A 24,576-nucleotide genomic window follows, 5' to 3' on the forward strand; every position below is an offset into this window, starting at 1 on the left:
TCCGCAAGTTGTAGTTGCGGACGCAAGCCTGCGCTCGTTCAGCTTTCGATTCTAGGTGGGGTTAAATTCGCGCTTACAAACAGCCCGATCGGTTCGCACCGATCGGGCTGTTTCGTTTCGCATCGGCGGGCAGCGTCGACGGCGGCCGCCGATGGTCTTCGCGCGGCGGCGTCGCGCCGCGCGGCGCGATTCAGGCGCAGCGCATCAGCACTCGCCCTTCTTCGCGTGCCCCGGCGGGCAGAAGCCGCGGTGACGGTGATGCTCTTCCCACTCGCGGCGCTCCCAATAGCGGTGGCCGTCCCAGTAGCGGTCGCCGTGCCAGCCGACGACGACGGCGGGCGCGGGGGCGACAATGACGGGCGCGGGTGCCGGCGCGACCACGACGGGCGCGGGCGTGCCGATGTTGACGTCGACGTTTACGGCGTGCGCCGCGCCGGACAGCGCGATGCCGATACCGGTCAATGCAAAGGCGATCAACGAGCGTTTCATGTTTTTTTCCTCACGAGTTGAGACGAGCGTCCGTTCCGACGTGTGCGGGCTTCGAGCCCCGAACCCGCCGCGTCCGTTCCGACGGACACGCTGCAGGACGAAGTGTGGCGGCGTGGCGGATTAATTGGCGTGTGGATTTGTAACGGTGCGTTCGCGCACGGTTCGCGTGGCTGGATGCGGCTAGAGCGTCGCTTGACAATTCGATTGACGCACGCGTCGATCCACGGCGCGTCGCGCGCCGAATTTGACATTTACCCTGCGGTCCGCGAAATGAGCGGTTACGAAGTGCGCGGCGTGCCGCGTTCCGCTCGCCGGTTTTCGATCGCGGCAACGCACAAGAAAAAACGGGCGGGCGCCTGATCGGCCCCGCCCGTGCGCGTGTGGCGATGCGCGCCGCGTGCGCCGCAACGGCATGCGGCGCGCGCGTTCGTCACAGATAGAACATCCGGTCCTCTTCCGGCCGCGGCGGGTGCGCCTCCTCGGCCTCCTCGCCGCGATCCTCGTAGAACGCGAGCACCGCTTCGAGCACCTGATCCGGATCGTCGATCACCTTCATCAGGTTCATGTCGTCCGGATTGATGAGGCCCATCGGGATCATCTGGTCGCGGAACCATTGCAGCAGGCCGCTCCAGAATTCGCTGCCGACGAGCACGATCGGCACGAGGCGCGATTTCTTCGTCTGAATCAGCGTGAGCACTTCGGACAGCTCATCGAGCGTGCCGAAGCCGCCCGGCATCACGATCACCGCGTCCGAGTTCTTCACGAACGTGACCTTGCGCGTGAAGAAGTGGCGGAAGCGCAGCGAGATGTCCTGGAAGTGGTTGCCGGCCTGCTCGTGCGGCAGCTCGATGTTCAGGCCGACGGACGGCGCCTTGCCCGCGTGCGCGCCCTTGTTCGCCGCTTCCATGATGCCCGGGCCGCCGCCGGAGATCACGGCGAAGCCCGCGTCGGACAGCTTGCGCGCGATCTGCACGGCGAGCTTGTAGTGCGGCGAATCCGGCTTCAGACGCGCGGAACCATAGATGCTGACGGCAGGGCGGATCTCGGACAGGTACTCGGTCGCCTCGATAAACTCTGCCATAATCGTGAACATCTGCCACGAAGCGCGGGCCTTCTTCGCCGTCGCGCGTTCTTGATCTGCGAGCGAACGCAGACTCGGAATCACTTTTCTCTTATTCATAATGCCTGAAGAACGAAATCTGGAAGGTAAGACCCTGCTATTGGTTGATGGTTCAAGCTATCTGTATCGGGCTTACCATGCGATGCCTGATTTGCGCGGCCCTGGCGGGGAGCCGACCGGAGCGCTCTACGGAATCATCAATATGCTGCGCCGCATGCGCAAGGATGTCAGTGCAGAGTATAGCGCGTGCGTGTTCGACGCAAAGGGCAAAACCTTCCGCGATGATCTGTACGCCGAATACAAGGCGCACCGCCCGCCGATGCCGCCCGATCTCGCGCTGCAGATCGAGCCGATCCACGCGGCGGTGCGTGCGCTCGGCTGGCCGCTCCTGATGATCGAGGGCGTCGAGGCCGACGACGTGATCGGCACGCTCGCCAAGCAGGCCGAGCGGCGCGGGATGCAGGTGATCGTGTCGACGGGCGACAAGGATCTCGCGCAACTCGTCACCGATCGCGTCGCGCTGATCAACACGATGACGAACGAGGCGCTCGATCGCGACGGCGTGCTCGCGAAATTCGGCGTGCCGCCGGAACTGATCGTCGATTACCTGTCGCTGATCGGCGACACCGTCGACAACGTGCCGGGCGTCGAGAAGTGCGGCCCGAAGACGGCCGTCAAATGGCTGACGCAGTACGGCTCGCTCGACGGCGTCGTCGAGCACGCGGGCGAGATCAAGGGCGTCGTCGGCGACAACCTGCGCCGCGCGACGGATTTCCTGCCGCTCGCGCGCAAGCTCGTGACGGTCGAGACCGCATGCGGTCTCGCGCCGCACGTCGAATCGATCGAGACGTCGCTCGCGACCGAAGGCGAAGGCCGCGAAGCGCTGCGCGACATCTTCGCGACTTACGGCTTCAAGACCTGGCTGCGCGAGCTCGACAGCGAGCCCGCCGCAAACGGCGCGGGCGCGGCGGCGGGCGCGGTGCAGGACCCGGCGGGCGGCGCGACGGCCGAGCTGCCGCTCGCCGCCGCGCGCGACTATGCGACCGTGCAGACATGGGAGCAGTTCGACGCGTGGCTCGCGAAAATCTCGGCCGCCGGGCTGACCGCATTCGATACCGAGACGACTTCGCTCGATCCGATGCTCGCGCAGATCGTCGGCCTGTCGTTCTCGGTGGAGCCGGGGCAGGCCGCGTACGTGCCGCTCGCGCATCGCGGGCCGGATCTGCCCGCCCAGTTGCCGCGCGACGACGTGCTCGCGAAACTGAAGCCGTGGCTCGAGGATGCAGGCAAGAAAAAGCTCGGCCAGCATCTGAAGTACGACGCGCAGGTGCTCGCGAATTACGGGATCGCGCTGAACGGCATCGAGCACGACACGCTGCTCGAATCGTACGTGCTCGAATCGCACCGCACGCACGACATGGACAGCCTCGCGCTGCGCCATCTCGGCGTGAAGACGATCAAGTACGAGGACGTCGCGGGCAAGGGCGCGCAGCAGATCGGCTTCGACGAAGTGCCGCTCGACAAGGCGTCCGAGTACGCGGCCGAGGACGCGGACGTCACGCTGCAACTGCATCACGCGCTGTATCCGCAGATCGCGCGCGAGCCGGGGCTTGCGCGCGTGTATCGCGACATCGAGATGCCGGTGTCGCTCGTGCTGCGCAAGATGGAGCGCACGGGCGTGCTGATCGACAGCGACCGGCTGAGCCGGCAGAGCAGCGAGATCGCGACGCGGCTCGTCGAGCTCGAGCAGGGCGCGTATGCGCTCGCGGGCGGCGAATTCAATCTCGGCTCGCCGAAGCAGATCGGCCAGATCTTCTTCGAGCGGCTGCAACTGCCCGTCGTCAAGAAAACGCCGAGCGGTGCGCCGTCGACCGACGAAGAGGTGCTGCAGAAACTCGCGGAAGACTATCCGCTGCCGAAGCTGCTGCTCGAGCATCGCGGCCTATCGAAGCTGAAGTCGACCTACACCGACAAGCTGCCGCGGATGGTCAATCCGAACACGGGCCGCGTGCATACGAATTACGCGCAGGCGGTGGCGGTCACGGGGCGGCTCGCGTCGAACGATCCGAACCTGCAGAACATCCCGGTGCGCACGCCCGAAGGGCGGCGCATCCGCGAGGCGTTCATCGCGGCGCCGGGCTGCAAGATCGTGTCGGCCGACTATTCGCAAATCGAGTTGCGCATCATGGCGCACATCTCGGAGGACGAGTCGCTGCTGCGCGCGTTCGCGCAAGGCGAGGACATCCATCGCGCGACCGCGGCCGAGGTGTTCGGCGTGACGCCGCTCGAAGTGACGTCCGATCAGCGGCGCATCGCGAAGGTGATCAACTTCGGCCTGATCTATGGGATGAGCTCGTTCGGCCTCGCATCGAACCTCGGCATCACGCGCGACGCGGCGAAGCTCTACATCGACCGCTACTTCCTTCGCTATCCGGGCGTCGCGCGCTACATGGAAGAGACGCGCGCGCGCGCGAAGGAGAAGGGCTACGTCGAAACCGTGTTCGGCCGCCGCCTGTGGCTGCCCGAGATCAACGGCGGCAACGGCCCGCGCCGTCAGGCCGCCGAGCGCGCGGCGATCAACGCGCCGATGCAGGGCACGGCCGCCGACCTGATCAAGCTGTCGATGATCGCGGTCGACGATTGGCTCGAGCGCGGCGGCTTCGGCGCGCGGATGATCATGCAGGTGCACGACGAACTCGTGCTCGAGGTGCCGGAGAGCGAACTGTCGGTCGTGCGCGAGAAGCTGCCCGAGATGATGTGCGGCGTCGCGAAGCTGAAGGTGCCGCTCGTCGCCGAAGTCGGCGTCGGCGAGAACTGGGAAGAGGCGCACTGACGCGCGGCGCTCGCGTCGCGGGTATGCGCCGTGCATCGCGCACGGTGCGTACCGTTTCCATCGTGCCGCCCACGGTTTTCTTCGCGCCCGATTCGTTTTGAGCGCTTGCGGCCGTCACACAAACTCCGTGACAATGCAGACACAGGCGCCGCCGCATTCGTGCCGCACGGATGCGCGACGCCGAGGCGCTCGCGTGCCTGAAGTGTCCGAACTAGTTAGGATGTCGATTGGCGGCGAATGCAGTCGCGCTCGCCGCCTTGACCGCAAGCAGTCTCGAATCGTAAGGGGAATCGGATGCATCGTTTCATCATCGTCGGCGGCGGCGCGGGCGGACTCGAACTGGCGACCCGCCTCGGGGACCGCTATGGCGCGCGCGGCAACCGGCCCGCGCGCGCGCTCGTGACGCTCGTCGATCGTTACCCGACCCATATCTGGAAGCCCCTGCTGCACGAAGTGGCGGCGGGCAGCATGGACCCGTTCACGCAGGAGCTCGAATACGCGGCGCAGGCGCGCTGGCACGGCTTCGAATTCCATCAGGGCGAGCTGATCGCGCTCGACCGCGCGTCGCGGCGCGTGACGCTCGCGCCCGTTGCCGACAATGACGGCGCCGAGCTGCTGCCGCAGCGCGAGCTCGAGTACGACACGCTCGTCATCGCGATTGGCAGCACGACGCATTATTTCGGTGTGCAGGGCGCGCAGGAGCATTCGATCGCGCTCGATACGGTCGCGGAGGCAGAGCGGTTCCGCAAGCGCCTGATCGCCGCATGCATGCGCGCCGAGCACCAGCCCGCCGAGCCCGTCGCGCAAACCGTTTCCGCGACGGATTCCGCGGACCCGGCAGATCCGGTGGACGCGGGCGCGCCGCGCATCCAGGTCGCGATCGTCGGCGGCGGCGCGACGGGCGTCGAGCTGTCGGCGGAACTGCGCAACACCGCGCAGGTGTTGTCCGCGTATGGGCTGCATAAGCTCGATCCGCGGCACGACGTCGGCATCGTGCTGATCGAATCGGGGCCGCGCATCCTGCCGGCGTTGCAGGAGCGCGTGTCGACGGCGACCGCCGAACTGCTCGAGAAGCTCGGCGTGCGCCTGATGCTCGGCGAGCGCGTGACCGAAGTCGCGCCGGGCGTCGTACGCACCGCGAGCGGCAAGAGCGTGCGGGCGGACTTGACGGTGTGGGCGGCGGGCATCAAGGCGCCGTCGGTGCTCGCGAAGCTCGACGGCCTCGAGGTGAACAAGCTTGGTCAACTGACCGTGCGCCGCACACTTCAAACCGAGACCGATCCGAACGTGTTCGCGCTTGGCGACTGCGCGGGTTGCGTGTGGCCGGGGCACGACCGCAACGTGCCGCCGCGCGCGCAGGCCGCGCACCAGCAGGCGAGCTTCATGCTGCGCGCGCTCGGTTGCCGGCTCGAGGGCCGGCCGCTGCCGGAATTCACTTATCGCGATTTCGGCTCGCTCGTGTCGCTCGGGCACTTCAGCGCGGTCGGCAATCTGATGGGCGGGTTGATCGGCGGCAATATGTTGATCGAAGGGCTCTTTGCGCGCTTCATGTACATGTCGCTGTATCGGCTGCATGTCGCGGCGCTGCACGGCTACCCGCGGATGGTGCTCGACACGATCGCGCATTGGCTGCGGCGCTCGACGCTGCCGCGCGTGAAGTTGCACTAGCGGAGCGAGACTGCGAGCGGCGGCGTGGCGAGAGGATGCTGACGCCTGCCGCTAGTCGTTCGACGTTCGACGTTCGACGTTCGACGTTCGACGTTCGACGTTCGACGTTCGACGTTCGACGTTCGACGTTCGACGCGTGCGTGACCCCCGATCGGCATGTTTGGTTCAAAGCGATTGCAAGCCGTGGAGTCGCTCCGACGCGCGCCCGCCGTCACGTCACTCGATCGCCGACGCGAATCCACCCGCACGCCGCGCTCCTCTTCACCCGCACTCGCATCGTCAATACACGAGCTGCGACACGCCGCAAGTCAGCGACATGTCGTGGATCGTGCTTTCGCCGATCTGCACGCCGAGCAACTGCAGGAGCGGCACGACCGCGGCGTCGAGCCCCGACAGCATCGGCGGCAGCACGCCGCCCAGGAACGAGTTGAGATCGGTCTGAATCGGGCCGAGCGGCAGGCTGACGCCGAGCAGCGTGATCTGCGTCTGTTGCAGCGAGGTGCCGAGGCCCGACAGCGCATTGCCGAGCACGCTGCCGACGCCGTTCGAGTTCGTGCTCTGATAGCCGCCTGTCGTGCCGTAGAACGTGAGCGGCGGCGCGCTGCCCGCGGGCACGTCGGCCGGTAACGACGCGAGCGCCTTGATCGTCACGAGGTTCGCGACGTTGACGAGCGTCGCGGGTGTCGAGCAGGTGAAAGGCAGCGATGCGGACAGATTGGCCGGCGTGTCGCCGATGCACAGGTTCGCGAGGCCCGTCTGCACGCCGATGGCCGATGCGCAGGTTGAAGGCGAGGACGTGCAGCTCGCCGACTGGAGCCACGCCTGCCCCGGCGCGATCTGCATCGACAGCGGCAGGTTCACCTGCACCGGCACGAGCGCGCCGAGGGTGCCGAGCGGCAGGTTCGCGGTGCCGAGACCGATGTTCAGATAGAGCCGCACCTGTGCCGTGCGCGCGATCGTACGCCATGTCTTCGTGACGGGATCGATGCCCGCTTCGCCGATGCCGAGCACGGGCGGCTGGATGATCTGCACTTGCAGAGTCGCATTCAGCCCGCCGATGTTGAGCCCGTTCGCCAGCGAGAACGCGTTCTGGCCGGTGGCGATCTCGGCCGCGACGAACAGCGCGTCGAACGGGCTGAACGTTGCGTCGAGCGCGGCCTGCGGGTCGGACAGGCCGATCGAGAAGATGCCGGGCGAATTCGCGGTGCCGCCGATCGTGAAAGTCTGTCCGCCCGCGATGTTCGCGCTGACGATCGTCTGCAATGCGCCGAGGCTCGTCTGCAGGTTCGCATTCGCAACCGAGGTTTGCGACAGCGCGGTCAACATCCAGCTGGCGAGTTGAGGGACGCTCGTCTGCGTGTTCAGCAGCGCGTTCACGGTGCCGACGTTCGCGGCGGCCATCAGGTCCTTGATCTTGATCCGCGAATTCGCGAGGCCCTGATACGACAGCACCGACAGATTCAGATTCGTGCCGAGCAGCCCGTTGAGCAGCGCGTTCACGACGCCGCCTTGGAGTTGCGCGAGCGTCGTGCCGATCGAGTAGGTGCCGACATTGGTCGCCTGCGCGGTGCTGATTGCCGTAACCGTGCGCTGCGAGCCGAGAAAGTAGTACGGCACGCTGCGCGTGACCGTTACCTGAACCGCATTGAGCTGTGCGTCTGCGCCCGTGGCCGTGCCCGACGCCGAGCCCGCGAAGAAGCTCGGCCCCGCGTTGTCCTTCACGTCCCATCGGCCGCAGACGACCGTCATCGATTGTCCCGACGCGGTGCTGTCGAAGCCGTTGCCGAGCGCCGCCGATTGCGCCGTTGCGGTGGGTTTCGCGCAGCCGTCGTCCATCGTCTGGGCGGCCGCGAGCGCGGCCATGTCGGCGCTGCTTTGCAGCGCGCGGCGCTGATAGAACAGATTGCCGAGATCGACCGCGCCGAGCGCGGCGATCACGACGCCGATCGCGATCGCCGCGATGACGGCGAGCGAGCCGCGCTCGCGGGTGGGCGAACGTCGCGGGCGGCGCGGCCGATTCGGCTCGCGACGGTTGGAAAGATCACCGGTGGTCGGGCGGCGTGTCGGCTTGTTCATTCCAACCTCGTCGTGCTTCGTCGGCGTTGCGTATTCTGATGCGCCGATGCGAGATCGATCGGCATCGGACGTTCGTTGTCGCCGACGACGCTCCCGGGCCATATGAATCGCGCGATATTCGCGCGTGCGGGCGTTTTCCATTCCGCCGCGATCGTTGGCGGGAGCGTCGTCGGCTGCGCGCAGGGCGCGCCAGCGAATCATGCGGGCAATCGTGCTTGTTTTGCAATCCGATGTTTTCCCGAAATGCGTGTGTTGACGGTGACTTATCTCGTTATAAAAGGAGAAAAGAAATGTGTGGATAGGAATCCGTATGAATGTGAATGAGAAATTGCAAGTGCGATTCGACCATCGCCGCGGCGTGAACGTGGCGATGCGCAACGCTTGCGTTGCGCGCGCGTCGCGACGGCCGATCGTTCGTGTCGCGCTCGTGCGTCGCGCGGCGTTCGAGGGCGTCGGCAGTTTGCGGATGCGCGCGTGCGTCGTCGGTCGCCGAGCTGCATCTCGACGCGGCATTCCGGAATCGCAGGAAAAGGCGATTCGGCGGCGGCGCGCGATTATCCGCTCGCGAACGCGCGGCCGGCGCGGCGATCGCTTTAACTTCTGACAAAAGGTTGACGCCTTTCCGTATGGCGGGCATCGTGTGCGGGTTCCGCTTCGGCGGGGCGGGCGGCGACGCCCGGCGCGGCTGCGTCGCGCGCGGGCCGCCGCGGTTCGAATTCATGTCGCCGCCGCGTGTGCCGCGCGGCCGCGACCACGAGAGGAGAGGAGCGCATCCATGTTGAAACCCGAAGTCGACAGCCTAGTTCCGCACGTTCCGTTCAGCCGTCGCACGTTCGTCAAGGCGGCGCTCGGCGGCACCTTCGCCGCCGCCGTGCTGCCCGTGTCCGCGCAGACGATCACGACCGACAGCGCCGGCCTCGACGTCGATACCGTCGAGATCCGCTCGGGCGATTCGAGCGTGCCCGCCTATCGCGCGCAACCGGCCGGCAAGAGCAACTTGCCCGTGATCGTCGTGATCCATGAGATTTTCGGCGTGCACGCGCACATCGCCGACATCTGCCGACGCTTCGCGAAACTCGGCTATCTGGCGATCGCGCCGGATCTGTTCGCGCGGCAGGGCGATCCGTCGAAGTATCCGTCGATCCAGGCGGTGCTCGAGCAGGTGGTCGGCAAGGTGCCGGATCGCCAGGTGAGCGAGGACCTCGACGCGACGCTCGCGTGGGCGGGAAAGAACGGGGGCGATCTATCGCGGCTCGGCGTGACGGGTTTCTGCTGGGGCGGCCGGCAGGCGTGGCTGTTCGCCGAGCACAACCCGCACGTGCGCGCGGCGGTCGCGTGGTACGGCAGGGTGGTCGGCGAGACGAGCGAGATGACGCCGTTCAACCCGGTCGATCATGCGGCGCAGTTGAAGGCGCCGACGCTCGGGCTGTACGGCGGCAAGGACGACAGCATTCCGCAGAGCTCGCTCGCGCAAATGCGCACGCGTCTCGCGGCGGCCGGCACGAAGGCGGCGCGCGAATCGGAAATCGTCGTGTATCCGGACGCGGGCCACGCGTTCTTTGCCGACTATCGTCCGAGTTACGTGAAGGCGGATGCCGACGACGGCTGGAAGCGCGCCGTCGCCTGGTTCCGGGATCACGGCGTGATGTGACGCCGCCGCGCGCCGCGGCCGCATTCGAGCGGCGGCGCGCGTGCCGTGTCGCTTACGGATTCGCGCCGGTCGCGACAGGGCGGGACGGATCGGCGCTCCACTCGCTCCACGAGCCCGCATAAAGCGCCGGGTCGTGCAGGCCGGCGATCTCCATCGCGAGCGCATTGTGGCATGCGGTGACGCCGGAGCCGCATTGCAGGATCACCTTGTTCGACGGCGTCGAGCCGAGCAGCGGATTGAAGGCCTCGCGCAGTTCGTGGCCGCTCTTGAAGCGGCCGTCCGCCGTCAGGTTGTCCTTGAAGAAGCGATTGAGCGCGCCGGGGATGTGCCCGCCGACGCGATCGATCGTTTCGTTCTCGCCGCGATAGCGGTCGGCGGCGCGCGCGTCGATCACGAGGCGGTCTTTCGTCGAGAGATTCGCGAGCACTGCCTGCGCGTCGACGACCGTCGCGAGCGGCGCGGCCGCGCGGAAATCGCCCGTCGATCGTTGCGGCGTGTCCTGCGACACCGCGTGGCCCGCCGATTGCCACGCTTGCAGGCCGCCGTCGAGCACCGCGACGGAATCGTGGCCGAGCCAGCGCAGCAGCCACCACAGGCGCGCCGCGTACATGCTGCCTTGCGCGTCGTATGCGACGACCTGCTGATTCTGCCTGAGCCCGTGCGCCTTCAGCGTGTCGACGAGCGCATCGCGCGCGGGCAGCGGGTGACGGCCGTTCGTGCCGGTTTTCGCGCCGGACAGGTCGCGGTCGAGATGCAGATAGTGCGCGCCGGGAATGTGGCCGGCCGCGTACGCTTGCTCGCCCAGGTCGGTATCGGCGAGATCGAAGCGGCAATCGAATACGAGCACGCTGCCCGGCGCGGCCGCGATGCGTTCGGCGAGATTGTCGGCCGAGATGAGCGTGGTGTAGTGAGTGTGTGGCATGACGCCTCCCTTGGAGATACGGGCCAGATGCTCTAAGTCTAAACAAAAAAAGACGGGCCGCAGCCCGTCTTTTCCGTGCCGGCCCGGCGCGAGGCCGGATCGAGCGAGGTTTCGGCGAATGTCGCGCGCGGCGTTTCGAGCTCCCGCTCAGATCGCGCCGAGCTGCCGGCGCAGGAACTCGTGGAAGTGCTGCATGCCGTCTTCCATCGGGCTCTGATACGGGCCGACCTGCGATTCGCCGCGCTCCATCAGCGCGCGGCGGCCCGCGTCCATGCGCAGCGCGATCTCGTCGTCCTCGATCGCGGTTTCCATGTAAGCGGCGCGCTCCGCCTCGACGAACTCGCGCTCGAACAGCGCGATTTCCTCGGGATAATAGAATTCGACGATGTTCGTCGTTTTCTGCGGGCCGCGCGGAATCAGCCACGACACGACGAGCACGTGCGGATACCACTCGATCATGAGGCCCGGATAGTAGACCATCCAGATCGCGCCGAACTCCGGCGGCACGCCGTTGCGATAGCGGAGAACCTGATCGTGCCACTTCTGGTACGTCGGGCTGCCCGGCTTCGCGAGCGCATTGTGCACGCCGACCGTCTGCACGCTGTACCAGTCGCCGAACTCCCACTTCAGGTCGTCGCACGATACGAAGCTGCCGAGACCCGGATGGAACGGGACGACGTGATAGTCCTCGAGGTAGACCTCGATGAAGGTCTTCCAGTTGTAATTGCACTCGTGGATTTCGACGTGATCGAACATGTAGTCCGAGAAATCGAAGTGGTGCTTCGTGCCGAGCGTCGCGAGGTCGTGCGCGACGTCGCGGCCCTCGGCTTCGAACAGCAGGCCCTGCCAGTTCTGTAACGGCGTCGCGTGCAGATTCAGACAGGGCTTGTCCGGAAAATGCGGCGCGCCGAGCAGTTGGCCCTCGAGATCGTAGGTCCAGCGATGCAGCGGGCAGACGATGTTCTGCGTGTGTCCGCGACCGTTCAGCATGATCGCCTGGCGGTGGCGGCACACGTTCGAGAGCAGCTCGACCTGCGAAGCCTGGTTGCGAACCAGCACGCGGCCTTCGTTCTCGGAGGGCAGCGCAAAATAGTCTCCCGCTTCGGGCACCATCAATTCGTGCCCGACGTAGCGAGGTCCTTTCTTGAAAAGTGTTTCGATTTCGCGCGCAAGGAGCGCCTCATCGAAATAAGCGGTGACGGGAAGTTGGCTGTGTGCCGACTTCAATTGCAGTGCGTCGCTCAGATTGGACATTCCCACTCCCGGTGAAAGCGTGAAAGCAGTGAACAACCCAACCATCGAAAATTCGATTTAGGGGAACCGGCGATTATACCCGGATCAACTTTCTTGGGGTGATATAAGTGACTGATTTGTGTCAAATTTTTCCCGGAATTCGGACGCACTTCGTGCGATTTGCACACGCGGCGCGCGGCGATCGGGCCCTGCGAAGCCAAGTCAGCAGGTCGGAAAATTTGCTTTTGCCGTAGAATGTCCGACTTGTTTTGAATTTTGACACCCCGTCCATGGCGAAAACCGCAACCCCAGGCGCGTCCGCGTCCGACCCCGGTTCCGGGCCGCTGCCTGAAAACTACGAGATGGCGCTCGCGGAACTGGAGGCGCTCGTCGCCCGAATGGAGGGCGGGACGCTGAGCCTCGAGGATTCGCTTGCGGCGTATCGCCGCGGCGCAGCGCTCGTTGCGTTTTGCCAACAACAATTGGAAAAAGCGGAGCAGCAGGTGCGCGTGCTCGACGGCGCCACGCTCAAGCCGCTTTCCGCCGGAACGGCCGCCGCGGACGGCGAAGACGACGATCTATGACATTCGACCAATGGATGCGCTCGGTGCTCGAGCGCGTCGAGACGGCCCTGGGCCATTACTTGCCGGCCGAGACTGCGGCGCCCGCGCAACTGCACGAAGCGATGCGCTATGCGGTGCTCGGGGGCGGCAAACGGGTGCGTCCGCTGCTGTGCCATGCGGCGGGCGAGCTCACGGGGGCGTCCGAGGCGGCGCTGAACGCCGCCGCGGCGGCGCTCGAGATGATTCACGTGTATTCGTTCGTGCACGATGATATGCCGTGCATGGACGACGACGCGCTGCGTCGCGGCAAGCCGACCGTCCACGTCAAGTACGACGAGGCCACCGCGCTGCTCGTCGGCGACGCGCTGCAGTCGCAGGCCTTCGTCGCGCTGACGGACGCCGCCGCGCTGCCGGCCGGCAGGCAGGCCGCGCTCGTGCGCGAGCTCGCGCTCGCGAGCGGCTCGATCGGCATGGCGGGCGGCCAGGCGATCGATCTCGCGAGCGTCGGCCACGCGCTGTCGCGCGACGCGCTCGAGACGATGCACCGAATGAAGACGGGCGCGCTGTTGCGCGCGTCGGTGCGAATGGGCGCGCTCGCGGGCGAGGCGCCGTCCGAAGACGGGATGCGCGCGCTCGATGCCTACGCGGCCGCCGTCGGCCTCGCGTTCCAGGTGGTGGACGACATTCTCGACGTCACCACCGATTCCGCGACGCTTGGCAAGACGGCCGGCAAGGACGCGGCGAACGACAAGCCGACCTACGTGTCGATCATCGGCCTCGACGCGTCGCGCGCGCTTGCCGCGCAACTGCGCGCCGATGCGCACGCCGCGCTCGAGCCGTTCGGCGCGCGCGCGCAGCGCCTGGCCGAACTGGCGGACCTGGTGGTGAACCGGGTCAGCTGACGCGAAAGCCCGCCGCCGCGCCCACGCTACGGGTGGTGCGCGCAAGAAGTGCGGGCGCGTTTGTTTTCCTACAATGGAACGACGATGTACGACTTGCTGAAAACCATCGACGACCCGGCGGACCTGCGCCGTCTCGATCGTCGCCAACTGCAGCCGCTCGCCGACGAGCTGCGCGCGTTCGTCCTCGACAGCGTGTCGAAGACGGGCGGCCACTTGTCGTCCAATCTCGGCACGGTCGAGCTGACGATTGCGCTGCATTACGTGTTCGACACGCCGGACGACCGGATCGTGTGGGACGTCGGTCACCAGACCTATCCTCACAAGATTCTGACGGGCCGCCGTGACGCGATGAAGTCGCTGCGCCAGCTGGACGGCATCTCCGGCTTCCCGCGTCGTTCGGAGTCCGAATACGACACGTTCGGCACCGCGCATTCGAGCACGTCGATCTCGGCCGCGCTCGGGATGGCGATCGGCAGCAAGCTGAGCGGCGACGACCGCTTCTCGATCGCGGTGATCGGCGACGGCGCGATGACGGCCGGCATGGCGTTCGAAGCGATGAACAACGCGGGCGTGTCCGAGGATGCGAAGCTCCTCGTGATCCTGAACGACAACGACATGTCGATCTCGCCGCCCGTCGGCGCGCTGAACCGCCATCTCGCGCGCCTGATGTCGGGCCGCTTCTATGCGGCCGCGCGTGCGGGCGTCGAGCGCGTGCTGAGCGTCGCGCCGCCGGTGCTCGAGCTCGCGCGCAAGCTCGAGGAGCACGCGAAGGGCATGGTCGTGCCCGCGACCCTCTTCGAGGAGTTCGGCTTCAACTACATCGGGCCGATCGACGGCCACGATCTCGATTCGCTGATCCCGACGCTGCAGAACATCAAGGAGCTGCGCGGGCCGCAGTTCCTGCACGTCGTGACGAAGAAGGGCCAGGGCTACAAGCTCGCCGAGGCCGATCCGGTGCTCTACCACGGCCCCGGCAAGTTCAATCCGGCGGAGGGCATCAAGCCGTCGGCGACGCCCGCGAAGAAGACCTACACGCAGGTGTTCGGCGAGTGGCTGTGCGACGCGGCGGAGCTCGATTCGCGCGTGGTCGGCATCACGCCGGCGATGCGCGAGGGCTCGGGCATGGTCGAGTTCGAGAAGCGCTTTCCGGAGCGCTACTACGACGTCGGCATCGCCGAGCAGCACGCGGTGACGTTCGCGGGCGGCCTCGCGACGGAAGGGCTCAAGCCCGTCGTCGCGATCTACTCTACGTTCCTGCAGCGCGCCTATGACCAGCTGATTCACGACGTCGCGCTGCAGAATCTGCCCGTCGTGTTCGCGATCGACCGCGCGGGTCTCGTCGGCGCGGACGGCGCGACGCACGCGGGCGCGTACGATCTCGCGTTCCTGCGCTGCATCCCGAACATGACGGTGATGGCCGCATCTGACGAGAACGAGTGCCGCCAGATGCTGCACACCGCGCTGCAGCAGCCGAATCCGACCGCGGTTCGTTATCCGCGCGGCGCGGGCACGGGCGTCGCGACCGTCAAGGCGTTCACCGAGATTGCGCTCGGCAAGGGCGAAGTGCGTCGCCGCACGTCGCAGCCGGAAGGCAAGCGCATCGCGATCCTCGCGTTCGGCACGATGGTCGCGCCGTCGCTCGCGGCGGCCGAGGCGCTCGACGCGACCGTCGCGAACATGCGCTTCGTGAAGCCGATCGACGCCGAGCTCGTGCAGGAGCTCGCGCAGACGCACGACTACCTCGTCACCGTCGAGGAAGGCTGCGTGATGGGCGGCGCGGGGTCCGCGTGCGTCGAGGCGATGCTGGAAGGCGGCGTGATCCGTCCGGTGTTGCAGCTCGGCCTGCCGGACCGCTTCGTCGATCACGGCGATCCGGCGAAGCTGCTGTCGATGTGCGGTCTCGACGGTGACGGCATTGCGAAATCGATTCGCGAGCGCTTCCTGAGCCACGGCGCGAACGTCGCGAGCCCGGCGAAGCGCGTCGCATAACGTCGCATCGAGCCGCCGCGCGGCGGGCGCGCGACGGCTTTCCCCTTCATGCATGGGCCTGCGGGCCCATGTTGCATTTCCGGCAGGTCGTGCGGCATACGACGATACGTGCTGCGTGGCCCTACAAGGATCGAACAAGATGAACCTGATGAATCCCGAATTCGTGATGCCCGACGTGCAGAGCACGGTCGACACCCGGCAGATGCCGATTCAGCGCGTCGGCGTGCGCGCGGTCCGGCATCCGTTGACGGTGCGCACCGCTGAAGGCGGGACGCAGGCCACCGTCGGCACCTGGAATCTCGACGTGCATCTGCCGGCCGATCAGAAGGGCACGCACATGTCGCGCTTCGTCGCGCTGCTCGAGGAAAGCGACGGCCCGCTGACGGCCGACGCGTTCCGCGCGATGCTGGCGACGATGCTCGAGAAGCTCGAGGCGCAGGCGGGGCGCATCGAAGTGTCGTTTCCGTATTTCGTGAACAAGACGGCGCCCGTGTCGGGCGTGCGCAGCCTGCTCGACTACGAGGTGACGCTGACGGGCGACGTGCGTGACGGCGTCGCGCGCGTGTTCGCCAAGGTGCTCGTGCCGGTGACGAGCCTTTGCCCGTGCTCGAAGAAGATTTCGCAGTACGGCGCGCACAACCAGCGCTCGCACGTGACGATCGATGCGGAGCTCGCGGCCGACGTGCCGCTCGAGGATCTGATCCGGATCGCCGAGGAAGAGGCGTCGTGCGAGCTGTGGGGCCTTCTCAAGCGTCCCGACGAGAAGTTCGTCACCGAGCGCGCGTACGAGAATCCGAAGTTCGTCGAGGATCTGGTGCGCGATGTCGCGCGGCGGCTCGATGCCGACGAGCGGATCGTCGCGTACGTGCTCGAAGCGGAGAACTTCGAATCGATCCACAATCACAGCGCATATGCGCTGATCGAGCGCGACAAGCGGCGCGCCGCATAAGGCGCGTGCGGCGTTTGTCGTCGCGCTGAGAAAGGGGCCGCTCGATTCGAGCGGCCCCTTTCGTTTTGTAGCGCCTAACGGCGAATGCGCGTGTTGCGGGAGCGGCAGTTCTGTTGCGGCCCGGGCGTCGGCTCGCTGCGCGAATCGGCGGCAATCGCGATCGATCAACGTGCCGAGCGGGCGCGGCGCATGACGGCAGGTGCCGAAGGCGCACGCGCGGCGGCGCGGTCGCATCGCCGTCTACGCACGCTTCTCGTCGCGTATCGAGGTCGCGCAACGCGCGTCCGCGATACGGCATCGCGCAGCGCGGCGATCCCGCAGCGGTAATGTCTCGTCGGATTCGCGCTCGACGGGCGCGCCGTGTTTTTGTTCCGCGCGTTATCGCGCGAGCGACGCGAGATCCCAGCGCGGCTTCACCGTGAACGCATAGTCGCGGCTCGCCTGCGACGGCCAGCGCGCGAGCCGAAGCGCGCCCGCGAGCGCGATCATCGCGCCGTTGTCGGTGCAAAGCGCGAGGTCGGGGTAATGAACGTCGAAGCCGCGCTTCGTGCCCGCCGCCGACAGCGCGGCGCGCAGTTGCCGGTTCGCGCCGACGCCGCCCGCGACGACGAGCCGCTTGAGCCGCGTCTTCTTCAACGCGGCGAGCGACTTCGCGACGAGCACGTCGACGGCCGCGTCGACGAAGCCGCGCGCGAGATCGGCCTTCGCGCGCTCGAGCTCGGCGCCGCACGCGTGCGCCGCTTCGAGCTTCTTCATCTGCGTGAGCACCGCGGTCTTCAATCCGCTGAAGCTGAAGTCGAGGTCGCCCGAATGAAGCATCGGGCGCGGCAGCACGACCGCGCCCGGCGTGCCGGTCTCGGCGAGCTTCGACACTTCGGGGCCGCCCGGATAGCCGAGGCCGAGCAGCTTCGCGGTTTTGTCGAACGCTTCGCCCGCGGCGTCGTCGAGCGTCTCGCCGAGCGTCTCGTAGACGCCGACGTCGGTCACGCGCATCAGTTGCGTGTGTCCGCCCGACACGAGCAGCGCGACGAACGGAAACGGCGGCGGCTCGGCGACGAGGAGCGGCGAAAGCAGATGCCCTTCGAGATGATGGATGCCGATCGTCGGCTTGTCCCACGCGAATGCGAGCGCGTTCGCGATGCTCGCGCCGACGAGCAGCGCGCCCGCGAGGCCGGGCCCTTGCGTGAACGCGATCGCGTCGATGTCCTCGCGGCGCGCGCCGCTCGCGGCGAGCACTTCCTCGAGCAGCGGCAGCGCGCGGCGAATGTGGTCGCGCGACGCGAGCTCGGGGACGACGCCGCCGTATTCGCGGTGCATCGCGATCTGCGAGTGGAGCGCGTGCGCGAGCAGGCCGCGCTCGGTGTCGTAGAGCGCGAGGCCGGTTTCGTCGCAGGAGCTTTCGATGCCGAGAACGAGCATGATGGTGTGCCGTGGCCGCGTCGACGCGCGCGCGGCCGGAAATCAACGTAACAAAAAAGTATAACAGTGCGGCCGCTTCGCCCGCCGGCGCGCGGGCGAAGCGGCGCGCGACGCGGGTACAATCCGCGCCATGGAAACTTTCGATATCGCAGTGATCGGCGCGGGCGCGGCCGGCATGATGACGGCCGCGGTGGCGGGGCGGCTCGGCCGGCGCGTCGTGCTGCTCGATCACTCGCCGCGGCTCGCGGAGAAGATCCGCATCTCGGGCGGCGGGCGCTGCAACTTCACGAACCTGTACGCGGGGCCGGACAACTACCTGTCGTCGAATCCGCGTTTCTGCCGCTCGGCGCTCGCGCGCTACACGCCGCGCGATTTCCTCCGGCTGCTGAAGAACTATCGCGTCACGTGGCACGAGAAGCACAAGGGTCAGCTCTTCTGCGACCACTCGAGCGACGCGATCATCGACGTGCTGAAAAGCGAATGCGACGCGGGCGGCGTCGCGTGGCGGCGGCCGGTGTCGGTCGGCGCGGTGCGCCACGCGCACGCGGACGGCTTCGCGCTCGACACGAGCGCGGGCGCGATCGGCGCGCAGGCGCTCGTCGTCGCGACAGGCGGGCTGTCGATTCCGAAGATCGGCGCGACCGATTTTGCCTATCGGATCGCGAAACAGTTCGGCCACAAGCTCGTCGACACGCGGCCGGCGCTCGTGCCGCTGACCTTCGCGACCGACGCGTGGGCGCCGTTCGCGGCGCTGTCGGGCGTGTCGGTCGAGGCGCGGGTGTCGACCGGCGCGAAGAAGGGGGGCGGTGAGTTCGTCGAAGATATTCTGCTCACCCATCGCGGGCTGTCCGGGCCCGGCATCCTGCAGATTTCGAGCTACTGGCGCTCGGGGGAGCCGATCCACGTCGATCTCGTGCCGCAGATCGACGCGGCGAATGAGTTGATCCGCGCGAAGGCGGGCTCGCGGCGGCAGATCGGCACGCTGCTCGCCGAATGGGTGCCCGCGCGGCTCGCGCACGCGTGGCTCGACGCGGAGCGCGTGCACGCGGACGCGCGGCTCGCCGATCTGCCGGACAAAACGTTGCGCCGGATCGGCGAAACGCTGTCGCGCTGGACGCTCACGCCGAACGGCACCGAGGGCTACCGGAAGGCCGAGGTGACGAAAGGCGGGGTCGACACGGGCGAGCTGTCGTCGGCGACGATGATGAGCGCACGCGTGCCTGGCCTTTTCTTCGTCGGCGAGGCGGTCGACGTGACGGGCTGGCTCGGCGGCTACAACTTCCAGTGGGCGTGGGCGTCGGGCGTCGCGGCGGGGCGCGCGGCCGCCGAATGCACGCGCCGCTTGACGGGTTAGTGCGTTTGTGCGAAGCGTCTGCTATACTCGAAAACCTTTCTCCGCAACACCTTTACTTTCTTTTTTTACGTGACGGGTCATGACGATCATCCGCGTTAAGGAAAACGAGCCTTTCGAAGTTGCGATGCGCCGCTTCAAGCGCACGATCGAAAAGAACGGTTTGCTGACGGAGCTGCGCGCGCGCGAGTTCTACGAGAAGCCGACCGCGGAGCGCAAGCGCAAGAAGGCCGCTGCGGTGAAGCGCCACTACAAGCGCATCCGCAGCCAGATGCTGCCGAAGAAGCTCTACTGAGCGTTACCGGCGCCGCGTGGTCCGCTAGGCGGCGCACCGATGGGATTCGAGTACGCCGCGGCCCGTCGATGCCGAATTCGAGCAAACCCGCTTGAGAAGCCGTCTCAAGCGGGTTTTTGTGTTGACGCCGCCGGTCGGCGTCACGTGAAATTTTTCAAACCGGGTATACGATGAGTCTGAGAGACCAGATCAGTGAGGACATGAAGGCCGCGATGCGCGCGAAGGAAAGCGAGCGGCTGGCGACGATCCGTCTGCTGCTCGCGGCGATCAAGCAGCGCGAGGTCGACGAGCGCGTGACGCTGGATGACGCGGGCGTCACCGCGGTCGTCGACAAGATGATCAAGCAGCGCAAGGATTCGATCAGCCAGTTCGAGGCGGCGGGCCGCACCGATCTGGTCGAGAAGGAGCAGGCGGAAGTCGCGGTGCTGACCGCGTACCTGCCGGCGCAGCTGTCGGAGGCCGATGTCGTGGCCGAAGTGCAGGCGGCCGTCGCGCACACGGGCGCGGCGGGCCCGCAGGACATGGGCAAGGTGATGGGCGTGCTGAAGGGCAAGCTCGCCGGCCGTGCCGACATGACGGCCGTGTCCGCGCTCGTCAAGGCGGCGCTCTCGAAGTAACCCTCGGCCGGCGCGGCGCGCGCCAGCCCGCCAAGCGGCCCGCACCGGCCGAGGCGGCGCGCGTCGGCCGGCACGTTTTCCGATCGATCCAACGGTGATTCCGCATTCGTTCCTGCAGGATTTGCTGAACCGCGTCGACATTGTCGACGTGGTCGGCCGGTACGTGCAGCTCAAGAAGGGCGGCGCCAACTTCATGGGGCTGTGCCCGTTCCACAACGAGAAGAGCCCGTCATTCACGGTCAGTCCGACGAAGCAGTTCTATCATTGCTTCGGCTGCGGCGCGCACGGCACCGCAATCGGCTTCCTGATGGAGCACGCGGGGCTCACGTTTCCCGAGGCCGTGCAGGAGCTCGCGCAGTCGGCCGGGCTCACGGTGCCGCACGAGCCGTCGCCGATGCGTGGAGGCGGCGGGGGGGGCTCGGGCGAAGGCTACGCGCCGCCCGCGGTATCGAAGTCGATCACGACCGCGCTGTCGGACGTCATGCAGACCGCCTGCGATTATTACCGCAAGCAGTTGCGCGGCGCGCCGAACGCGATCCAGTACCTGAAGCGGCGCGGCCTGACGGGCGAAATCGCGCTGCGCTTCGGGCTCGGCTATGCGCCGGACGGCTGGCAGAATCTCGAGTCGACGTTCGACGACTATCGCCACGACTCGCTCGTCGACGCGGGCCTCGTGATCGTCAGTGAGAAGACCGACGCGAATGGCGTCGCGCGCCGCTACGACCGGTTCCGCGAGCGGATCATGTTTCCCATCCGCAACGTGAAGGGGCAGGTGATCGGCTTCGGCGGCCGGGTGCTGGACGGCGGCGAGCCCAAATATTTGAATTCGCCCGAGACACCCTTATTTAACAAGGGCAGCGAACTATACGGATTGTTCGAGGCGCGGCTCGCGATTCGCGAGCAAAAGTATGCGCTCGTCGTCGAAGGGTACATGGACGTCGTCGCGCTCGCGCAGCTCGGCTTTCCGAACGCGGTGGCGACGCTCGGCACCGCGTGCACGCCGGTCCACGTGCAGAAGCTGCTGCGGCAGACGGACACGGTCGTCTTCAGCTTCGACGGCGATTCGGCCGGCCGGCGCGCCGCGCGGCGAGCGCTCGAGGCGTGCCTGCCGCACGCGGCGGACAACCGGACGATCCGCTTCCTGTTTCTGCCGCCTGAGCACGATCCGGACAGCTACGTGCGGGAATTCGGGACGGATGCATTTTCGGAGCAGGTGAAACGGGCGATGCCGCTGTCGCAGTTCCTGCTGAACGAGGCGACGGCGGGCAAGGAGCTCGACCAGCCGGAAGGGCGCGCGAAGGCGCTGTTCGACGCGAAGCCGCTGCTGCAGGCGCTGCCCGCGAACGCGTTGCGGGCGCAGATCATGCACATGTTCGCCGATCGGCTGCAGATTCCGTTCGACGAAGTGGCGGCGCTCGTCGAAGTGGACGCGCGGATCGCCGCGCCGGCCCGCCAGGCGCCCGCGCGCAGCGAGCGGCGGCGCGTGACGGACAACGAAAAGCGCGCGCTGCGCAATCTGGTGATGCATCCGCGCATTGCGGCGGCGCTCGACGACGAGAGCCTCGCGACGCTGCGGGCGCTGCCGAGAAACGGGGAATTGTTCGACGAGGTGGTTGGCCACGCGCGCGCGCTCGGCGAAGGGGCGGAGTTCCGGCTTTTGTCCGATGTGCTACGCAATTCGGCTAACGCGGCCACCTACGACGCAATTTTCCGGGAAATTCTGGTCTATGATGAAAATGTCCGCGACTTGATGCAGCAGAATCCGGAGAGCGACGCAGCGCAGGAGGGGCTGCGCGAGCAGGAACGGATCGCAGGCGAGGAGCTTCAGGCAGCGGTGCTCAAGATGCGCTACGACGCGTGCTGTGACAGGCTCAACAGCCTTTCGAAGCGGTCGGCGCCCACTTCCGAGGAATTGGCGGAAATCAAGGATTTGCATCAGAACCTGGCAGACATGAAACGGAGGCTCGGGCTGTGAACCGGCCGGGGAGGGGTCTGTCTCAGCGTGCTATAATATAAGGTTTTCAGCGGTTTGTTTTCTAAGCAGAGGCGAGAATCGCAATGGCAAAGGCTACCGGCGGAAAAAAAGCGGCGGGTAAGGCGACGGAATCGACCGTAGCGGTCGCGACGGCCAAATCCGCAGCTTCCGCAAAGACGTCTTCGGCCCGCGCGGCGCACCCTGCGAGGAAGAGGGCCGCGGCCGGCACCGCCAAGGCTGCGCCGGCGCCGACGGCCAGCGCATCACGGGTCGTCGTGAGGTCCGAGGCGAAGACGGCCAAGCCGCCTTTGAAGCGGGCGAGTGCGAAAAGCGCAAGGGGAGCGGCTGCCGCGCCGGACGAAACGGCAGCTACTCGAGCATCCACGGTTCAACCGGCTGTAGTCCAGCAGCCGCGAGTCGATTTAGCCGGTACGGCGAACTCCATGACGAAAAAGCTGAACGAAGTATCCGTCGATGACGACGCAAACCAGAGCGACGACCAGCCCACCGCTGTGTCGGGTAAAGGCGAGAAAGCCAAGGCGCGCGATCGCCGCGCCAAGGAAAAGGCGCTGCTGAAGGAAGCGTTCGCGACGAGCACGCCCGGCACGGCCGAGGAGCTTGAAGAGCGTCGTACAAAACTGCGCGCGCTGATCAAACTCGGCAAGGAGCGCGGCTTCCTCACGTATGCCGAAATCAACGACCATCTTCCGGACAACTTCACGGAAACGGAAGCGCTCGAAGGCATCATCGGCACGTTCAACGACATGGGCGTCGCGGTGTACGAGCAGGCGCCCGACGCCGAGACGCTGCTGCTGAACGACAATGCGCCCGCCGCGTCGTCCGACGATGAAGTCGAAGAGGAAGCGGAAGTCGCGCTGTCGACCGTCGATTCCGAATTCGGCCGCACGACCGATCCGGTCCGGATGTACATGCGCGAGATGGGCACGGTCGAGCTGCTCACGCGCGAAGGCGAAATCGAGATCGCGAAGCGGATCGAGGACGGCCTGCGCCACATGGTGATGGCGATTTCCGCGTGCCCGACCACGATCGCCGACATCCTTGCGATGGCCGAGCGCGTCGCGAACGAGGAAGGTCGCGTCGACGAACTCGTCGACGGCCTGATCGACCCGAATGCCGCCGATACCGACGGCTTCTCCGAGAAGGACGCCGAGGAAATCGAGAACGAGGACGAGGAAGCCGAGGAAGCCGAGGAAGAGGAAGAGGACGATGACGACGGCGCCGCGCAGGCGACCGCCAACGCGGCCCAGCTCGAAGCGCTGAAGCGCGCGTCGCTCGAAAAGTTCGCGCTGATCAGCGAATGGTTCGACAAGATGCGCCGCGCGTTCGAGAAGGAAGGCTACAAGTCGAAGTCGTACCTGAAGGCGCAGGAGACGATCCAGAACGAACTGATGTCGATTCGCTTCACCGCGCGCACCGTCGAGCGTCTGTGCGACACGCTGCGCGCGCAGGTTGACGAAGTGCGTCAGGTCGAGCGCCAGATCCTGCACATCGTCGTCGACAAGTGCGGCATGCCGCGTTCGGAATTCATCGCGCGCTTCCCGAGCAACGAGACGGATCTCGATTGGGCCGAGAAGATCGCGGCCGAAGGCCATTCGTACAGCGCGATTTTGTCGCGCAACATCCCGGCGATCCGCGAACAGCAGCAACGCCTGCTCGATCTGCAGGCGCGCGTCGTGCTGCCGCTCAAGGACCTGAAGGAAACCAACCGGCAGATGGCGGCGGGCGAACTGAAGGCGCGCCAGGCGAAGCGCGAGATGACCGAGGCGAATCTGCGTCTCGTGATCTCGATCGCGAAGAAGTACACGAACCGCGGCCTGCAGTTCCTCGACCTGATCCAGGAAGGCAACATCGGCCTGATGAAGGCGGTGGACAAGTTCGAGTACCGCCGCGGCTACAAGTTCTCGACGTATGCGACGTGGTGGATTCGCCAGGCCATCACGCGTTCGATCGCGGACCAGGCGCGCACGATCCGGATTCCGGTTCACATGATCGAGACGATCAACAAGATGAACCGCATCTCGCGGCAGATTCTGCAGGAAACGGGCCTCGAGCCTGATCCGGCCACGCTCGCCGAGAAGATGGAGATGCCGGAAGACAAGATCCGCAAGATCATGAAGATCGCGAAGGAGCCGATCTCGATGGAAACGCCGATCGGCGACGACGACGATTCCCATCTCGGCGACTTCATCGAGGACACCAACACGGTCGCGCCGGCCGACGCCGCGCTGCATGCGAGCATGCGCGACGTCGTGAAGGACGTGCTCGATTCGCTGACGCCTCGCGAGGCGAAGGTGCTGCGGATGCGCTTCGGCATCGAAATGAGCACGGATCACACGCTCGAGGAAGTCGGCAAGCAGTTCGACGTCACGCGCGAGCGGATTCGTCAGATCGAGGCGAAGGCGCTGCGCAAGCTGCGTCATCCGAGCCGTTCGGACAAGCTGAAGTCGTTCCTCGAGGGGAACTGATCGCCCGTTTCCGATCGGTCGCCGCCGGGGCGCAAGAA

Annotated in this window: 19 protein-coding genes; 12 read left to right on the forward strand and 7 right to left on the reverse strand. The window is 66.5% G+C overall.

Annotated features, from left to right (window positions below):
• Positions 1-204: 204 nt before the first annotated feature.
• Together WS91_RS26360 and WS91_RS26365 are read right to left on the reverse strand one after the other, a co-directional pair.
• Entirely contained in the window at positions 205-489 is a 285-nt protein-coding gene (locus WS91_RS26360; protein ID WP_038755391.1) for a hypothetical protein, read from the reverse strand.
• Between the two features lie 430 nt (positions 490-919).
• Positions 920-1,669, reverse strand: coding sequence for a TIGR00730 family Rossman fold protein (locus WS91_RS26365; RefSeq protein ID WP_038755390.1), 750 nt, complete (start codon positions 1,667-1,669; stop codon positions 920-922).
• Between the two features lies 1 nt (position 1,670).
• Here WS91_RS26365 and polA point away from each other — a divergent pair, with 1 nt between their 5' ends.
• Together polA and WS91_RS26375 are read left to right on the forward strand one after the other, a co-directional pair.
• A complete protein-coding gene (gene polA / locus WS91_RS26370; protein ID WP_059671317.1) occupies positions 1,671-4,442 on the forward strand; it encodes a DNA polymerase I in 2,772 nt (923 codons plus the stop codon).
• Between the two features lie 294 nt (positions 4,443-4,736).
• Positions 4,737-6,110, forward strand: coding sequence for an NAD(P)/FAD-dependent oxidoreductase (locus WS91_RS26375; protein WP_059671318.1), 1,374 nt, complete (start codon positions 4,737-4,739; stop codon positions 6,108-6,110).
• 279 nt (positions 6,111-6,389) lie between these two features.
• On the opposite strand, the gene WS91_RS26380 is transcribed toward WS91_RS26375, so the two are convergent.
• Entirely contained in the window at positions 6,390-8,186 is a 1,797-nt protein-coding gene (locus tag WS91_RS26380) for a TadG family pilus assembly protein (RefSeq protein WP_059671319.1), read from the reverse strand.
• A gap of 775 nt (positions 8,187-8,961) precedes the next feature.
• On the opposite strand from WS91_RS26380, the gene WS91_RS26390 reads away from it, so the two are divergent.
• Positions 8,962-9,837, forward strand: coding sequence for a dienelactone hydrolase family protein (locus tag WS91_RS26390; protein ID WP_038743363.1), 876 nt, complete (start codon positions 8,962-8,964; stop codon positions 9,835-9,837).
• A gap of 52 nt (positions 9,838-9,889) precedes the next feature.
• Here WS91_RS26390 and WS91_RS26395 read toward each other — a convergent pair whose 3' ends face one another.
• Complete coding sequence (locus tag WS91_RS26395; RefSeq protein WP_038743365.1) at positions 9,890-10,759, reverse strand: sulfurtransferase; 870 nt, start codon at positions 10,757-10,759, stop codon at positions 9,890-9,892.
• A gap of 147 nt (positions 10,760-10,906) precedes the next feature.
• Entirely contained in the window at positions 10,907-12,013 is a 1,107-nt protein-coding gene (locus tag WS91_RS26400; protein ID WP_038743367.1) for an aromatic ring-hydroxylating oxygenase subunit alpha, read from the reverse strand.
• 269 nt (positions 12,014-12,282) lie between these two features.
• Here WS91_RS26400 and WS91_RS26405 point away from each other — a divergent pair, with 269 nt between their 5' ends.
• From WS91_RS26405 to folE2, 4 genes are all read left to right on the forward strand, one after another.
• On the forward strand, positions 12,283-12,576 hold the full coding sequence (locus tag WS91_RS26405) for an exodeoxyribonuclease VII small subunit (protein ID WP_059576440.1): 294 nt from the start codon (positions 12,283-12,285) through the stop codon (positions 12,574-12,576).
• A complete protein-coding gene (locus WS91_RS26410) occupies positions 12,573-13,457 on the forward strand; it encodes a polyprenyl synthetase family protein (RefSeq protein ID WP_059671321.1) in 885 nt (294 codons plus the stop codon). The genes WS91_RS26405 and WS91_RS26410 overlap by 4 nt, the downstream gene beginning before the upstream one ends.
• A gap of 84 nt (positions 13,458-13,541) precedes the next feature.
• Entirely contained in the window at positions 13,542-15,446 is a 1,905-nt protein-coding gene (gene dxs, locus WS91_RS26415) for a 1-deoxy-D-xylulose-5-phosphate synthase (RefSeq protein ID WP_038743373.1), read from the forward strand.
• A gap of 139 nt (positions 15,447-15,585) precedes the next feature.
• Positions 15,586-16,395, forward strand: a complete 810-nt coding sequence (gene folE2, locus WS91_RS26420) for a GTP cyclohydrolase FolE2 (RefSeq protein WP_038743375.1) — start codon at positions 15,586-15,588, stop codon at positions 16,393-16,395.
• 378 nt (positions 16,396-16,773) lie between these two features.
• Here folE2 and tsaD read toward each other — a convergent pair whose 3' ends face one another.
• A complete protein-coding gene (tsaD, locus tag WS91_RS26430; protein WP_059671323.1) occupies positions 16,774-17,814 on the reverse strand; it encodes a tRNA (adenosine(37)-N6)-threonylcarbamoyltransferase complex transferase subunit TsaD in 1,041 nt (346 codons plus the stop codon).
• Between the two features lie 121 nt (positions 17,815-17,935).
• Here tsaD and WS91_RS26435 point away from each other — a divergent pair, with 121 nt between their 5' ends.
• The 4 genes from WS91_RS26435 to dnaG all read left to right on the forward strand — a co-directional run bounded on the left by WS91_RS26435 (position 17,936) and on the right by dnaG (position 22,052).
• On the forward strand, positions 17,936-19,168 hold the full coding sequence (locus tag WS91_RS26435; RefSeq protein WP_269435342.1) for an NAD(P)/FAD-dependent oxidoreductase: 1,233 nt from the start codon (positions 17,936-17,938) through the stop codon (positions 19,166-19,168).
• Positions 19,169-19,247: 79 nt separating this feature from the next.
• Positions 19,248-19,460 carry a 30S ribosomal protein S21 gene (gene rpsU, locus WS91_RS26440; RefSeq protein ID WP_004190342.1) on the forward strand — a complete coding sequence of 71 codons (213 nt, stop codon included), beginning with the start codon at positions 19,248-19,250 and terminating at the stop codon, positions 19,458-19,460.
• A gap of 170 nt (positions 19,461-19,630) precedes the next feature.
• The gene (locus tag WS91_RS26445; protein WP_059671325.1) at positions 19,631-20,077 is read left to right on the forward strand and encodes a GatB/YqeY domain-containing protein; all 447 of its coding nucleotides are present in this window, start codon (positions 19,631-19,633) and stop codon (positions 20,075-20,077) included.
• 94 nt (positions 20,078-20,171) lie between these two features.
• Positions 20,172-22,052 (forward strand): DNA primase, encoded by a 1,881-nt coding sequence (gene dnaG / locus WS91_RS26450; RefSeq protein WP_038743385.1) that lies wholly within the window; start codon positions 20,172-20,174, stop codon positions 22,050-22,052.
• Positions 22,053-22,113: 61 nt separating this feature from the next.
• On the opposite strand, the gene WS91_RS26455 is transcribed toward dnaG, so the two are convergent.
• Positions 22,114-22,437 carry a hypothetical protein gene (locus WS91_RS26455; RefSeq protein WP_059576423.1) on the reverse strand — a complete coding sequence of 108 codons (324 nt, stop codon included), beginning with the start codon at positions 22,435-22,437 and terminating at the stop codon, positions 22,114-22,116.
• Between WS91_RS26455 and rpoD the strand changes: the two genes are divergently transcribed.
• A complete protein-coding gene (gene rpoD, locus WS91_RS26460; protein WP_394335891.1) occupies positions 22,328-24,538 on the forward strand; it encodes an RNA polymerase sigma factor RpoD in 2,211 nt (736 codons plus the stop codon). The genes WS91_RS26455 and rpoD overlap by 110 nt on opposite strands.
• Positions 24,539-24,576 lie beyond the last annotated feature (38 nt).

Source organism: Burkholderia sp. MSMB1498, assembly GCF_001526245.1.
GTDB lineage: Bacteria > Pseudomonadota > Gammaproteobacteria > Burkholderiales > Burkholderiaceae > Burkholderia > Burkholderia savannae.

Excerpts from the sequence above, each read along its gene's own strand:
- tsaD (WP_059671323.1), bottom strand. The coding sequence starts at position 17,814 with ATGCTCGTTCTCGGCATCGAAAGCTCCTGCGACGAAACCGGCCTCGCG.
- WS91_RS26405 (WP_059576440.1), top strand. The coding sequence starts at position 12,283 with ATGGCGAAAACCGCAACCCCAGGCGCGTCCGCGTCCGACCCCGGTTCC.
- WS91_RS26445 (WP_059671325.1), top strand. The coding sequence starts at position 19,631 with ATGAGTCTGAGAGACCAGATCAGTGAGGACATGAAGGCCGCGATGCGC.
- polA (WP_059671317.1), top strand. The coding sequence starts at position 1,671 with ATGCCTGAAGAACGAAATCTGGAAGGTAAGACCCTGCTATTGGTTGAT.
- WS91_RS26410 (WP_059671321.1), top strand. The coding sequence starts at position 12,573 with ATGACATTCGACCAATGGATGCGCTCGGTGCTCGAGCGCGTCGAGACG.
- WS91_RS26360 (WP_038755391.1), bottom strand. The coding sequence starts at position 489 with ATGAAACGCTCGTTGATCGCCTTTGCATTGACCGGTATCGGCATCGCG.
- WS91_RS26380 (WP_059671319.1), bottom strand. The coding sequence starts at position 8,186 with ATGAACAAGCCGACACGCCGCCCGACCACCGGTGATCTTTCCAACCGT.
- WS91_RS26395 (WP_038743365.1), bottom strand. The coding sequence starts at position 10,759 with ATGCCACACACTCACTACACCACGCTCATCTCGGCCGACAATCTCGCC.
- WS91_RS26400 (WP_038743367.1), bottom strand. The coding sequence starts at position 12,013 with ATGTCCAATCTGAGCGACGCACTGCAATTGAAGTCGGCACACAGCCAA.
- WS91_RS26365 (WP_038755390.1), bottom strand. The coding sequence starts at position 1,669 with ATGAATAAGAGAAAAGTGATTCCGAGTCTGCGTTCGCTCGCAGATCAA.
- folE2 (WP_038743375.1), top strand. The coding sequence starts at position 15,586 with ATGAACCTGATGAATCCCGAATTCGTGATGCCCGACGTGCAGAGCACG.
- WS91_RS26390 (WP_038743363.1), top strand. The coding sequence starts at position 8,962 with ATGTTGAAACCCGAAGTCGACAGCCTAGTTCCGCACGTTCCGTTCAGC.
- WS91_RS26375 (WP_059671318.1), top strand. The coding sequence starts at position 4,737 with ATGCATCGTTTCATCATCGTCGGCGGCGGCGCGGGCGGACTCGAACTG.
- rpsU (WP_004190342.1), top strand. The coding sequence starts at position 19,248 with ATGACGATCATCCGCGTTAAGGAAAACGAGCCTTTCGAAGTTGCGATG.
- dxs (WP_038743373.1), top strand. The coding sequence starts at position 13,542 with ATGTACGACTTGCTGAAAACCATCGACGACCCGGCGGACCTGCGCCGT.